At 64.3% G+C, this 13,469-nt stretch carries 13 protein-coding genes and 1 pseudogene; 5 read left to right on the top strand and 9 right to left on the bottom strand.

Annotated features, from left to right (window positions below; genetic code table 11):
* Positions 1-28: 28 nt before the first annotated feature.
* Positions 29-964 (bottom strand): pirin family protein, encoded by a 936-nt coding sequence (locus tag I5731_RS11270; RefSeq protein WP_197311482.1) that lies wholly within the window; start codon positions 962-964, stop codon positions 29-31.
* 417 nt (positions 965-1,381) lie between these two features.
* Here I5731_RS11270 and I5731_RS11265 point away from each other — a divergent pair, with 417 nt between their 5' ends.
* From I5731_RS11265 to I5731_RS11250, 4 genes are all read left to right on the top strand, one after another.
* Complete coding sequence (locus I5731_RS11265) at positions 1,382-2,035, top strand: hydrolase (protein ID WP_197311481.1); 654 nt, start codon at positions 1,382-1,384, stop codon at positions 2,033-2,035.
* 83 nt (positions 2,036-2,118) lie between these two features.
* Positions 2,119-2,481: a nuclear transport factor 2 family protein gene (locus tag I5731_RS11260; RefSeq protein ID WP_197311480.1), complete on the top strand. Its 363-nt coding sequence runs from the start codon at positions 2,119-2,121 to the stop codon at positions 2,479-2,481.
* A 78-nt stretch (positions 2,482-2,559) separates the two neighbouring features.
* Positions 2,560-3,303 (top strand): nuclear transport factor 2 family protein, encoded by a 744-nt coding sequence (locus tag I5731_RS11255; protein WP_197311479.1) that lies wholly within the window; start codon positions 2,560-2,562, stop codon positions 3,301-3,303.
* Positions 3,304-3,363: 60 nt separating this feature from the next.
* Positions 3,364-4,440 carry an LLM class flavin-dependent oxidoreductase gene (locus tag I5731_RS11250; protein WP_197311478.1) on the top strand — a complete coding sequence of 359 codons (1,077 nt, stop codon included), beginning with the start codon at positions 3,364-3,366 and terminating at the stop codon, positions 4,438-4,440.
* A gap of 95 nt (positions 4,441-4,535) precedes the next feature.
* On the opposite strand, the gene I5731_RS11245 is transcribed toward I5731_RS11250, so the two are convergent.
* A complete protein-coding gene (locus I5731_RS11245; protein WP_197311477.1) occupies positions 4,536-6,095 on the bottom strand; it encodes a VOC family protein in 1,560 nt (519 codons plus the stop codon).
* Between the two features lie 173 nt (positions 6,096-6,268).
* Positions 6,269-6,880, bottom strand: a complete 612-nt coding sequence (locus I5731_RS11240; protein WP_197311476.1) for a TetR-like C-terminal domain-containing protein — start codon at positions 6,878-6,880, stop codon at positions 6,269-6,271.
* Positions 6,881-7,117: 237 nt separating this feature from the next.
* Between I5731_RS11240 and I5731_RS11235 the strand changes: the two genes are divergently transcribed.
* Positions 7,118-8,020 carry a helix-turn-helix domain-containing protein gene (locus I5731_RS11235; protein WP_197311475.1) on the top strand — a complete coding sequence of 301 codons (903 nt, stop codon included), beginning with the start codon at positions 7,118-7,120 and terminating at the stop codon, positions 8,018-8,020.
* Positions 8,021-8,080: 60 nt separating this feature from the next.
* Here the strand turns inward: I5731_RS11235 and I5731_RS11230 are convergent, their stop codons facing one another.
* The 6 genes and pseudogenes from I5731_RS11230 to I5731_RS11210 all read right to left on the bottom strand — a co-directional run bounded on the left by I5731_RS11230 (position 8,081) and on the right by I5731_RS11210 (position 13,462).
* Entirely contained in the window at positions 8,081-8,785 is a 705-nt protein-coding gene (locus tag I5731_RS11230) for a glutamine amidotransferase (RefSeq protein WP_197311474.1), read from the bottom strand.
* Positions 8,786-8,802: 17 nt separating this feature from the next.
* Positions 8,803-9,819, bottom strand: a complete 1,017-nt coding sequence (locus I5731_RS11225; RefSeq protein ID WP_235981715.1) for a homoserine dehydrogenase — start codon at positions 9,817-9,819, stop codon at positions 8,803-8,805.
* Between the two features lie 178 nt (positions 9,820-9,997).
* Complete coding sequence (locus tag I5731_RS11220; RefSeq protein WP_197311473.1) at positions 9,998-10,828, bottom strand: alpha/beta fold hydrolase; 831 nt, start codon at positions 10,826-10,828, stop codon at positions 9,998-10,000.
* Positions 10,829-11,182: 354 nt separating this feature from the next.
* Positions 11,183-11,383 (bottom strand): annotated as a pseudogene (locus I5731_RS20080) (transposase); the annotation flags it as partial.
* 41 nt (positions 11,384-11,424) lie between these two features.
* The gene (locus tag I5731_RS11215) at positions 11,425-12,453 is read right to left on the bottom strand and encodes a LacI family DNA-binding transcriptional regulator (protein ID WP_235981714.1); all 1,029 of its coding nucleotides are present in this window, start codon (positions 12,451-12,453) and stop codon (positions 11,425-11,427) included.
* 19 nt (positions 12,454-12,472) lie between these two features.
* The gene (locus tag I5731_RS11210) at positions 12,473-13,462 is read right to left on the bottom strand and encodes an ABC transporter permease (protein WP_197311472.1); all 990 of its coding nucleotides are present in this window, start codon (positions 13,460-13,462) and stop codon (positions 12,473-12,475) included.
* Positions 13,463-13,469: the final 7 nt, after the last annotated feature.

The raw sequence follows: 13,469 nt of genomic DNA, 5'->3' as shown, positions 1-13,469 counted from the left end.
CATGCTTGTTGCTCGAGGCCGTATCCGGTCAATCTGGAAGGGGAATGAACTCGTTCCGGTCGTCGACAGGCAAATTGAAGCGTCCTTTGCCCCAGTTCGCGGCGCGCCATTCGGCCTTGGCGAACTCGATGCGCTCCTTCGAGGAGGCGACGAAGTTCCACCAGATGTAGCGCGGTCCGTCAAAAGTCGCGCCGCCGAGGATCATCAGCCGCGCGCCCTGGTCTCCGGCCGCCACCGTGATGCGGTCGCCCGGCCGAAACACCATCATCTGTGACGCCTCGAAGTCCTGTCCGGCAACCGAGATCGAGCCTTCGATGATGTAGATGCCGCGGTCTTCGTGGTTGTCCGGCATCGGCAGTCGGCTTCCCGGTTCAAGCTTCACATCGGCGTAGAATGTCTCCGAGAGCATCGTCGCGGGCGCAGTCTTTCCGTAGGCGTTTCCGAGAATAAGCCGAACCGTGACACCGTGGTCCTCGATGACGGGCAGCGTCTCCTTACCGTGATGCTCGAAGCTGGGTGCCACGTCTTCATGGCTGTTCGGCAGGGCCAGCCAGGTCTGGATCCCGAACAGGCTGTTCGGACCGCTCCTCGCCGTCGCGGATGTGCGCTCCGAATGCGTGACACCGCGCCCTGCGACCATCCAGTTCAGCGCGCCGGGTCTGATGATCTGGTCGGCACCGGTGCTGTCGCGGTGATGGAAGTCGCCTTTGAACAGGTAGGTAACCGTGCCGAGGCCGATATGCGGATGCGGCCGGACGTCGACACCCTGTCCGGTCAGCAACTCTGCCGGCCCGGCCTGATCGAAGAAGATGAACGGCCCGACCATCTGCCGCTTCGGGGCGGGAAGGGCGCGCCGTACCTCGAAACCGCCAAGGTCGCGCGCGCGCGGGACGATCAGGGTCTCGATCGCATCGATTCCGACCTCGTCCGGACAGCCCGGTTCGATCGATGGGTTCCAACTCATCTGCATCATCCCTTCGTCTTGGGACCGCCTGATCCTGCCGAGTGCTCGTCGGAGCCGGCGTCCGAAACGACCCGGCACCGGCCGTTTCCGCGAACATCAGCTCGTCTGCCCGTTCCACGCGGCGGCCCGCGTTTCGCCCGACGACGCGTCAGGAGCGGGACCTGCCGTAACGCCCTCGGAGACGTCGATTGGTGCGCTCGCCGCAGGGTCTGGCCGTCGCGCATCCTGCCGGGAGCACCATCCAAACTCGGCTGAACCCTTCCCGAAAAAGCGAGCGATCTCAAGGCTCCACGTCGCAGCGGGCCGGAAAGGGAGCAAGAAAGGCACCAGAGCGGCATGTCCTGCACCGCGCTGCGCCGGAGCGTTCGGTAGCTTCCAGCAGCCAATGAGTGCTCCCCCAAGACGCAGGAGACTTGAATGACTTTCCGCAACGGCCTTGCTTCGCTGCTTCGCCCCGAGGATTCCGTACTGGTCCTGATCGATCATCAGCCGTATCAGCTCGCGAACCTGAACAGCCACGATCCGCACATGGTGGTCAACAATTCGGCCGCGCTCGCAAAGGTTGCAAAGGTCTTCGGCGTGCCCACCATCCTGACCAGCGTCGTCGCGGATCGTGGCGGCCACATCTTCCCGCAGATCACCGACGTGTTTCCCGGCCAGGAGATCATCGACCGGACGCTGATCAACACCTGGGAGGATCCCAAGGTGGTCGACGTGGTCAAGGCGACCGGTCGCAAGCAGCTGGTGCTGGCCGGCCTGTGGACCGAGGTCTGCGTCGCGATGCCCGCGATCCAGGCGGCCGGCGAAGGCTGGGACGTCACCGTCGTCACCGATGCGTCCGGAGCCGTTTCGACGGAAGCGCACGAAGTCGCCATCCAGCGCATGATCGCGGCCGGCGTCAACATGATCACCTGGATGGCGCTGGCGGCGGAATGGCAGCGCGACTGGGCGCGGGCAAAGACCGCCATGCCGCTCAACGAGGTGGTGATCCAGCATGGCGCCGGCAGCGGCATCGCCTTCCTGTGGGAACAGCAGCTGCTCAACACGCCGGTGCCGGGCTCGGCGGGCTGAACTGAAGCAGGATGGCGAGGCATGCCTGCAATGGGCCCTCGTCATCCGTCGCGATGCTCAAACCTGCCGCGAAGGAGGCACGGATGGAATTCGAGAAACTCCTGCAGGCCAATCTCGATCGGGTGTTCGGCGAACGCGACCCCACGCGGCGCATCGCGGCGATCCGGACCATCTACCATGAGGACGCGGTGCTTCATGAACCTGAGCAGTCGGTGCGTGGGTACGAAGCGATCTCGGAGGCCGTGACGAACCTCCTGCGGCATCTGCCTCCGGACTTCGTATTCACCGCGTTGCGGCCGGCAACGGGCCACAACGGTGTCGGCCGCCTGCAGTGGGGGGCCGGTCCGGCGCAAGGTCCGTTTGCGGTCACGGGTACGGACGTCGCGCATGTCGAAGGCGGGCTCATCCGAACCCTGCACGTCTTCCTCGATCAAACCGAAGTTTGAACTGCGACGACGAACCGAGCGGCGCGCGCGCTGGCGACGTCCCCGAGGGTCTTCGTCCGTTTGAAGGAGTTGCTGTACATGACCGAACCCGGTTTTCCTGTGGGACTGGAGATGGACGTCTCCTATCCGAATTTCCAAGTCAGCCTGACGCTCCTGTCGACCGAGCAATTGCAGTTCGAGATCAAGGAAGGCCCGTTTGCCCGCACCGAGATCGTCGATATCGCAGTCATTCCGCTCGGAAACGCCACGTTCGCCGTGAGCTGGCAGGAGAAGGACGGCGCGACGGTCACCAACGTCCAGGATTACGACCGTGGCCTCGTCTTTTCGTTCGCGACGCTGCCAGGCGGGCAGTTCCTGCGAATGACCGGGCAAATGACCGTCACCCGGGCCGCTCATCGCAGCTTCGACGATCTGCCGCGGCGCAACAAGGAACTCGTCATCGAGGCGATGACCTCGCTTTTCCAGCGTCATGACGTGTCGGCCGTGGAAAGGCTCTACGCCCGGGACTACATCCAGCACAACCCGAACATTCCCCAGGGGCGCGACGCCTTGCAGGCGATCGTCGCCGGCCTGCCGGAGCATGTCTTCTACGAGCCCGGACTGATCGTCGCCGAAGACGATCTCGTCGCCATCCACGGACGCATCCGCGGCTGGGCCGACGAGCCGCAGATCGCGATCGACATCTTCCGGGTGGAGGACGGCAAGCTGGCCGAGCATTGGGACGTGTTGCAGAATGAGGTGACCGCGACTGCCGCCCATGGTGGCATCTCGATGTTCGACCCTCTGGAAGGCGCACGCCGTGCGCGCCCGGGACCGGCATAGCCGCGAGCCACCGACCCGGCACGTTCCATCAGCATCGGCAACAAACTGCGAGAACGCGTCATGGAAATCGGCATCGACAGTTTCGCAGCCATCCTTCCCGACCCGGCGACAGGGCGGCCTCCCTCGGCAACCGATCGCATGGCGGACCTTCTGGGGGAGATCGAGGCAGCTGACCGTGTCGGGCTCGATGTCTTCGGCATCGGTGAGCACCATCGCGCCGAATTTCTCGATTCCGCGCCCGCCGTCATTCTTGCCGCCGCTGCGGCCCGGACCAGCCGGATCCGGTTGACAAGCGCGGTCACGGTGCTGAGCGCCGCCGATCCCGTGCGGATCTTTCAGGAGTTCGCGACGCTCGATCTGATCTCCAGAGGACGCGCCGAGATCGTCGTCGGCAGAGGCTCTTTCGTCGAGGCCTTTCCGCTGTTCGGCCTCGACACCCGGGCCTATGACGACCTTTTCGCCGAGAAGCTCGACCTGTTTCTGAAACTCGGCGAGACGACCAACATCTCCTGGTCCGGGCGCTTTCGTCCGGCGCTCCACGGAGAGGGCGTCTTCCCGCGTCCTCACCAGCAACGGCTCCCGCTGTGGGTGGGCGTCGGCGGCACCCCGCGATCCTTCGAGCGCGCCGGCGAACTCGGCCTTCCGCTGATGATCGCCATCATCGGCGGCACGTTCGAGCGCTTCGCTCCGCTCGTCGATCTCTATCGCGAGGCCGGCCGGCGCGCCGGTCACGGTCCCGAGAAGCTTGTGGTGGGCGTGCACGCGATGGGCTTCGTCGGCGATACGGACGCCGAGGCGAAGGACAGGTTCTTTCCCGGTTGGGCGCATCTGACCGGCACCATCGGACGCGAGCGCGGGTGGCCTGCGCCGACGCGCCGGCAGTTCGAAGCGATGGCCAGTCCCGAAGGCGCTTTCCTGATCGGCGAGCCGGCGACGGTCGCGGCCAAGATGCTCAGGGCAAGCGCGGCGCTCGGCGGCATCTCGCGCATGACCTTCCAGATGAGCACCGCCTCGCTCGAAACCGCCGCGATGAAGCGTTCGATCGAACTGCTCGGCACGGAAGTCGCGCCGATTGTCCGGGCGGCCCGCGAGGCGGCGCGGACGGCGTCCGTTCCTCAAGCCGCGGATCTCGGCTGACGACCGCGATGGTCTTGAGCCGACGGTTCTGCCCTGCTCGGCCGCCGATGCGATACGATCGACGCTGAAGGGGTTCCCCCCACCGCGGTCGCAGTCTACCGCTCTCGCGATCTCGACGGGGCGATCGCCGACGCCGACGAGAGTTGTCGCTGAATCCACTCGGTTGACGCCGTGACGTCAGCCGCGGCGAGGTCATGACCGGCTGAGAGCTCCAGACTGTCGACATGCGCGCCTTGAGCCAGAAGGGCGCTCGTTGGCGCCGGCGCGTCGCGCGCAAAGGCATCATCACGTCCAGCAAGGACCAGAACGTTCGTGTCCGAGAGATCGAGGGCCGGTGGTTTCTCGAGGGGCTGGATACCGCGAAGCAGGACGGCGCGGCGCACGACGCCAGGCTGGAGCTGGATGACCGCCGCCAGCATGCTGGCGCCGTTGGAATAGCCGAGGAAGACGAGTTTGTCCGGGTCGAGGCCATAGCCGCTGACGGCGCCGTCGACGAACGCCGCGAAGGCCTCGGATTCGCCCCGGATATCCTGCTGATCGAACGTCGTTGCACCCGCGCGGCGGAACCAACGATTGGTGCCTTCCTCGGTCGCACGGCCACGGACGCCGAGCAGCGTCGCATGCGGGGCGATGCGCCGTGCGATCGGCATGAGATCGGCTTCGTTGCCGCCGGTGCCGTGCAGCAGCACCAGGGTCGTGCCGTCCGGATCCCGCGGCCGGTTGAACCGATGAATGAAAGGGAGGTCACGGGCCGGAAACCGCTCTTCGCCGGGCAGGGCAAACTGTGGCAGCATGGCCCTCAGGTCCTCGGCACGATCGGCATCGTGCGGCGGCAGAAACAGTGTCCGGCCAAGCTCGGCAGGCGCTTCGTCGATGGTCATGCCCGGCCCGTCGGTCGCGTATTCCATGAGGATGCCGGCGGGATCGCGAACGTAGAGCGACACGAAGTACTTCCGGTCATGCACCTCGGTGGGCCCGTGATCGATCAGCGAAAGCCGCATGGCGCGGAGGTCATCGATGTCGCGCGCGCGAAAGGCGACATGGTCGGGCACCCCGCCGCCGGACACGGTCGGCAAGAAACCGGACACTTCCCGGACATCGACGATGTCGGTGTCGGAGCTCATGCGCTGCGTAACGCCTGAGCGCCGTTCTTCGGCGTAGCCAAAACGGGTGAGAAAGCGTGCCGTCTCTGCCGCCTTGTCTGTCAGCAGCGTGACGCCCCGCAGCCGGATGGGTGCGTTCGGAAGTGGCGCCGGCGTTGCCATCTCCTTTCCGACCAGCTTCACGATGAGCCCGTCCGGATCCTTCAGCCGGAGCACCGGTTCCCCGAACTCGCGAGATGGGCCCTCGAGAGGAATGTTGGCGGCGAGCGCCTTGGCAATCCAGTCACCGAGCGAAACCGGCGACACCGCCAGCGCCACTTCCGAGACCTGGCCGATGCCCGTACGGCCGCGACCCGCCGCCTCCCAGACAAGGAACGTCAGCAACGAGCCGGGACTGCCGAGGCCGTCTCCATAGACGAGATGCAACTGCTCGGCGTCCGCGTAGCCTCCGGTGCGCTTCACGAGCCTCAGCCCGAGAAAGCCGATATAGAAGTCGACGTTGGCCTGCACATTGGAGGTGATGCCGGTGACGTGGTGGATGCCGCTGGTCATTCCCGTGATGTCTTCCGCACCTGGTTCCCCCTTCCGCCCGGCAGCGAAGGCCCCGGGCAGCGCAGAGGTGAGAACCCTGGAGAGAAACGGCTGGCGCCGCGTCGCGGCCCATGCGGTGAAGTTGCCGATCTTGCGCTTCGATCGCGAACATTCAATCCGCAGAAGGAAGCCCGTCAACAGGCCTTGATTGCGGCTTCGATCGCAATCGCCAGCCGGTGGATCTCAGCCATTGTCGTGTTTTTCGAATGAACGATCATCCGTATGTAGAGTGCAGAAATGAGCAGATCGAGCGCAAGTTCCTTGTCGAGCGCAGGTTGCAACTCATTGCGGCCAATGGCCCGCTCGAGCATGCGCTTTCCAAGCTGTCGACGTGCCGCGGTAAGGCTGTCCAGCATCTCCGCGACTTCCGGCGTTCTGATGCGCTCAGCGACAACATCTGGAATGATCTTGCGAATCAACGGATGTCGGAACGCCACCCGCGTTGTACGCAGATAGGCGCTGATGTCTGCTCCGAGCGAGCCGTGGTCACTGAAGTCAGACAGCGTGATGCCGACGCCCTGTATCGCTTGGCATACGAACTCGAGTTTCGACGGCCATCGCCGGTAGATGGCCGCCTTGCCGGCGCCCGCGCGCGCCGCCACACGCTCCAGGCTCAGCGCTGCATAGCCCGACTCTGCCCACTCTTCGAACAGCGCCCTGAACAGCGCGGTGGTCAGTTCAGGCCGGATGACCGCCGCCCCGCTCGGTTTCCGTCTTGCATTGCGGTCGGCACTCTTGCGTTCCATCCAAACACTCTCCACCATGGTCGAAACGGTAGCGTTTCGACCATTCCCTGAAAAGGAGTTGAATCGTCGTTCAACCGGTATTCCTGGAGCGTACCGGCTGGCGGGGCGCGGATCGCCTCACTGCACTCAGTGCATCCAAACTGCTTGCTTCGACCAATCGAGTGCGCCGATCGATCGGTGCGGATCGGCGTACGGCCGGCTCGGATTGGGGGGCGCTAAAAGCATGGGAGACACAGAATGACCGTGCCTGCCTATTCCTCCTTTGTTCAGTGGCACCGCCATGGCCGACATGCGTCCTACCTGCGCTCGCTGAAATCCCCCGGCGGAATTCTCAACCTTCTGAAAGTTCAGCGACCAGCCGGAGACATGTCCCGCCCGGCCCTGCCGGATATCGTCCTGGTGCAGGACATGTTCGGCTGCCGCCGTGTCAGGGGAGATCTCGGAGGAGGTCGCTTCGATGTGGCGACCGGGAAAGGCGCCCTTGCCCTCGCGGCGCCGAACTTCGCGACGACGGTGATCAATGAAGAAAGCCATTCGCTTCGCACCTTGGCGTTCCCTCTGGCGCAGTGGCAGGGCGTGCTCGACGAGGCCGCTGACGGCCGGTTCTCGTTCGAAACCTCCTGCATCTACGGCCGCGTGTTCGACTCTCCGGCGATCCAGTCGGCGTTCCGCAGCCTGTTGGCCATCTGTGAGGACGAGGGGGCGCCGTCGCTTCTGCTGGCGCGGGCCGCAGGCTGCGAAATCCTGGCCGAACTCTGCCGGTTGGGCGGGGCGCCGTTTGGGCCAGCCAAGGGGGGCCTCGCCCCGTGGGCGGAGAAGCGCTGCCTGGAGCTCATGCGGGAGCGGCTTTCGGAGGACATCAGCCTTGACGAACTGGCTGCCGAAGCGCGGCTTTCCACGTTCCACTTCGCGCGCATGTTCAAGCAGAGCATTGGCGTTCCGCCTCGGGTCCATCTGACCCGGCTGAGAGTGGAAAAAGCCAGCGAACTCCTCGAGACGACCGACCTTCCGGTGACTGAAATCGCGCAAGAGGTGGGATACTCGTCGAACCAAGTCCTGGCCCGGGTGTTCAGCAAGCATCGCCACATGAGCCCGTCCAGCTATCGTCGGGCGGTGCGCGACCCTCAGCACAAGACTTGAGCCCGACCGAATATCGCCGGGCGATGCGCGATCCGCTTCGTGTCATTGCGTTGCAGGGATCTACCGCGTCAGGCCTGTCAGCCAATCAGTGAAGAGGGCCGCGCCGGCTTGTTCAAGCCGGCGGGCATGCCGCCCGGCATCGCGGCGCAGCGTGACGGGGTCGATGCCTGCCGTGGCCAGTTCATTTGCGTGCCCCAGAAGCCAGTGCTCGAACCGTGCGCCAAGGACCTCCGGATGGAATTGCAGGCCGAGCACATTGGGTCCGCGAGAGAAGGCCTGGTTGGCGCAGTGCGGCGTCGATGCGAGCAGAGTGCTGCCTTCCGGCAGGTCGAACGTATCGCCATGCCAGTGAAGCACCGGCACGTCTTGCAGCATGGCGAGAGGATTGGGCGTCGCCGTATCCGACAGATCGAGGGCCGACCAGCCAATCTCCTTGGTTGGTCCCGGATAGACACGAGCACCGAGGGCTGCCGCCATCAGTTGCGCGCCGAGGCATATGCCGAGCGTCGGCCGATCGGCCGTCAGCCGCGCCCGCAGCAGGCTTATCTCGTGGGTGACGACCGGATAGGCATCGTGATCGTAGACGCCAATCGGACCGCCGAGGACCACGAGGAGATCGGCGCCGAGGGGGTCAAGCGTCGACGGATCGCGCTCGGCCACGTCGACGTATTCGATGTCGTAGCCGGCTTTTCTCAAGGGCTCCGTGAAGCTGCCGAGGTCCTCGAAGCCTATGTGGCGAATGGCCTGCACGATCCTGCCCATCATCCCGCTCCTCCTGAACATCAAGTGGCCCGTGCAGCTCTTGCCGTCAGGATATGTTCGAGATCCTTCAGCGCGGCGGCCGCCGTGGCGAGAGGCTCCGTGCCGGATCCGATCGCGATCGTCTCGCCCATCGCGTCCGTCGTGATCCGGATCGCCTTGTTCTTTCCCGACACATGCGCGAGCGGATCGCTCAGTGGGTAGGTCCGGACGCCGACGGCCGCCCGGGTCACGCCGTCTCTCCGGGAAAGGCTCCCGACGAGCTTGGGAACGAGACGGTGCTTTTGCCATGTCTCGAGATCGTGCGCCGCGATCGACCCAATGCCCTCGACGACCAGATCGTCCATCGTCAGGTCGGCATCCAGGCCGAAATTGGCGATGAGGATGAGCTTGCTGGCGGTATCCCAGCCCTCGGTATCGTTGCGCGGGTCGGCTTCTGCAAAACCGCCTGCCTGGGCACGCGCCAGCGCCTCGTCGAAGCCGAGGTTCTGATTCATCATCGCGTCGAGCAGATAGTTGGTGGTGGCGTTCAGAATACCTTCGATTTCGAGCACCTCGCAGCCTCTCAGGCTATGATCGAGGAGGTCGATCGTCGGCAGCGCGGCGGCGGCGGCGCCGCTGAGTTTCAGCATCGCGCCCGTGGAACGCGCAAGGGCCCGCAGATCCGGGCCGCTGTGGACCAGCGCGCCCTTGGAGATGACGATGGCGTCCCGCCCCGCCGAAAGGGTGGACCGGATATAGGCAAGGCCAGGACCGCCGGTGCGAAAATCGCTGGGACCCGCCTCGATGAGAATGTCGGCGCCGCTTGCATCGATGAATGCGGGGCCTGACATGCCCGGTTCGAGCGCGTCGAGGTGCCCCGCTTCGAGACCGTCCGGTTCGGCCAGGCCTGATCGCGAGCCGCAGACGGCGACAAGGCGGATTTCGGCTCCATGGACCTCTCGATATCGCTGGCGGCGGGACAGGAGGAGATGGGCCGTGGCGCGCCCCACGCTCCCGAAGCCGGCGATTGCGATTCTGACGACACTCATGGTTCCCATGCCTAGTCTTTGCGCCTCGAGCACCGATTGCCAACACGTCCGACGGCGCCGAACAAACTCCCGCTGAAAGCCACGTCTTGCCGGCAATGTCGCCCCGGCGACGGTGCGAAGAGACGCCCGGAGACGCTTTCGACGGTCGCGAGCGGCGCGACCGTCGTTCATCCACTGCGAAGACATGTCAGGCGCGGACGAAGGCCAGCATATCCGGGTTCACCACATCCGGATGCGTGGCGAACAGGCCGTGCGAGAGCCCGGGATAGGTTTTCAGCGTGCCGTCCCTGACGAGCTTGATCGCCTTTTGGGCCGAGTTCCCGATCGGCACGATCTGATCGTCTTCGCCGTGGATGATCAGCACAGGCATGGTGAGTGCCTTCAGATCCTCCGTGAAGTCTGTCTCCGAGAACACTTCGATGCAGTCGTGATGCGCCTTGGCGCCGCCGCTCATGCCCTGGCGCCACCAGTTGTCGATCAGGCCCTGGCTGACCTTCGCACCCTCGCGGTTGAAGCCGTAGAAGGGTCCGCTCGGCAGATCGCGGTAGAACTGCGCGCGGTTCGCTTCCAGGGCAGAGCGCAACCCGTCGAAGACCGCCATCGGAACGCCGTCCGGGTTGGCGTCCGACTGAGCCATCACCGGCGGGATCGCTGCGATCAGAATGGCCTTGGCCACACGGCCGCGCTCGGCGCGCGCGGCATAACGCGTGACTTCGCCGCCGCCGGTCGAATGGCCGATATGGACCGCGTCGCGCAGATCGAGCGCCCTGGCGATCGCATCGACGTCCGCGGCATAGGTGTCCATGTCGTTGCCGGTGTCGGTCTGGTCGGACCGGCCATGGCCACGGCGATCGTGCGCGATCACGCGGTAACCTTCGGCCAGGAAGAACAGCATCTGGTTGTCCCAGTCGTCGGCGCTGAGCGGCCAGCCATGGTGAAACACGATAGGCTGCGCGTCTTTCGGCCCCCAATCCTTGTAGAACAGGTTCGTGCCGTCGGTCATGGTGATGGTGGTCATGGCGTGTCTTCCTTTCGTCGGTTGCGAGTGGTTGCTGGGTGCCGCACGGCGTCGCGTACCGGGCGGCTGGTCGCCGACATGGAATGCCTGGAACAGTTGTTGATCGAGTTGGTCTACATGGGGCACGCGGGCGTGCTGGAGCGGGTGCTTGATCCAGCTCTCGGCGACGAAGCTTGTCCCGCCGGTTGTGGACAGGAAAAGCAGCATTGAGAGGTTTGATTTAGCGATCGTTTGAGTGCCGTGCGCCGCCGGGACTGCCGTCGAGGTGCCGATCTTGCGGGTTCTTCATCCGAACCGGAGGGCCAGATAGCTCCGGGGAGGAGCCCGCCCCAACTGGCGGTAGACGGAGGACTATTTGCCGAAGCGCTCGGGCAGGTCGCGCCACCGTGCACCGGTACGCGCGTTTCAAAAGACGCCGCCGGGACACACCGGTGATCCTGAGGCCGCCGGCCGCTGTGCGGCCCCGTCTCGCCCGGAAGGGTTCGAAGAAACCCATTCCTCGTCGCTCGTCAGGCCTCGAATCAAGCTCGCCTCCCTCGGAAAGCGATCTTGAATCACCGAATGGCGCTGATACGAATTCTGTTCGTCGACAGGACCTAGGCCGAAGCACGCTCGACCAGAGGACATTCGACCTTCAGCTGATCGTGAGCGCTGTTCAGCCCGCCCGTGATGTCCTCAAGCAGTTCCACCGCCATCGACCCCATCGTCAGCATCGGGAGATGAAACGTCGTGAGCGGCGGCATGGTGAATTGCGCGATGTCGCGATTGTCGAAACCGACGACGGCCACGTCGTCGGGGATCGATTTGCCAAGCTCCTTGAGCGCCTCGAGACAGCCGATCGCCATGAGGTCATTGGCGCAGAAGATGCCGTCCGGCGGATCGGGCAGCCTCATCAGCGCATGGGTCTTCTCATAGCCCGACGAAGGCTCCCAGTTGCCGTAGTGGACAAGCTTGGAATCATAGGCCAGATCGTTGCTCGCAAGGGCTTGCTTGTAGCCGCGCAAGCGGTCACGCGGGTTGTCCAGGCCCTCTTGTCCATTGATGAGCGCAATGCGCTTGCGGCCCCCCTTGATCAGGCGTTCCGTCGCGGCCCGGCCACCCGCCACGTCACCCGGCAGGATCGACGGCAGCCTGCGGTCCTGGTCGTAGCAGTTGACGAGAACCGAGGGCGCACCGAGCAGCGCCTTCGGTGGATCGATCTTGCGGGTCAGGATCGTGCCGAAGATGTAGCCCACCAGGGTCTGGCTTTCGCAGACGGAAAAGACCCTTTCATCGGGGTCCTCGCCCTGGCGAAAGACACCCAGTGTCACGAGGATGCCGAGTTCCAGAGCCTTCTCGCGCGCACCTTCAAAGGCAAGCGCCATCCATGGGTCGGTCGTCAGTTCATCGACAATGAAAAGGATGACCTTGGTGCCCGCGCTTCTGGCCGCCGCTGATCTGTTGGAAAGTTGATAACCCAGTTTTGCTGCCGCATCGAAGACGCGCTTGCGGGTGGCCTCGCTGAATCGTGCCCCGGAACTGCCGTTGAGAATGAGCGAGACAGTCGCCTGAGAGACGCCAGCCTGAGCAGCGACATCCATCATCGTCGATTTCAATGCGTTCTCCATGCGGGATGGCGCGGTCATCCGGCCTGCTTCCAGGCCGTCATGACCTGAAATGCCTGATTCTGTCGAATGCCACCGCAATAATGATGAAGGTACCTATGAACATTCCTTGCCAGAATGTCGAGATACCGAGAAGGATCAGGGAGTTGCGAATGACCTCGATCAGCAGTGCGCCAACGACGGCGCCGATGGCCGTGCCCTCGCCGCCGGCGAGTTTGGCGCCGCCGATCACGGCGGCGGCGATGACGGTCAGTTCCATCGACTGACCGAGGTTCGTCGTCACGCTGCCGAGCCATCCGGCCATCAAAATGCCCGCGACCCCGGCGCAAAAGGCCGAGAACATGTAGATGCTGACCTTCAGCCGCTTGACCGGAATGCCGGTCAGGAGTGCGGCGTGCTCATTGCCGCCGACTGCATAGACATGCTGCCCCCACCGCGTCCACTTGAAGACCAGCGACATCACGATCGCAACCACCGTCAGAACATACAGCGGGTGTGGGACGCCGAGCGTCGAGCCGCCACCAACCCAAAGGAGGAGACCGTGATCGGGACCGAACTCCCAGATCATCTTGTTGTCGGAAAGCACCATGGCAAGCGAGCGGACGGCAGAAAGCGTGCCGAGCGTGACCACGAAGGGGGGCATGCCGCCGTACGCAACCAGCACGCCGTTCAAGAGCCCGACCAGAAGCGCAGCGCCTAGTGCCATCGGGGCGGCCAGCCAGAACGCCATGCCGTCTGCCATCAGCACGCTGATCACCATGGCGGATAGGACGACGGAAGATCCCACCGACAGGTCGATTCCACCTGAAGCAATGACCGCCGTCATGCCGATCGCAATGATGCCGACGAAGGCGAAGTTGCGGGCGACGTTGAACAGGTTCCGTTCGCTGGCGAATGTATCGGTAATAAGGCTCAGCGTCAGGCAGGCGACGATTGCCGCGATGAAAATCCAGAAAAGCTGCTGGCTTGCGATCCTGGAAAGCCAGCTTCGATGCTGGCTTCTTGATATCGCGTCTTCGAGCGTCGTCATCGGTCCA

This window comes from Methylobrevis albus (genome assembly GCF_015904235.1).
Lineage (GTDB): Bacteria > Pseudomonadota > Alphaproteobacteria > Rhizobiales > Pleomorphomonadaceae > Methylobrevis_A > Methylobrevis_A albus.
This window is presented reverse-complemented; position numbering and strand designations above follow the sequence as displayed.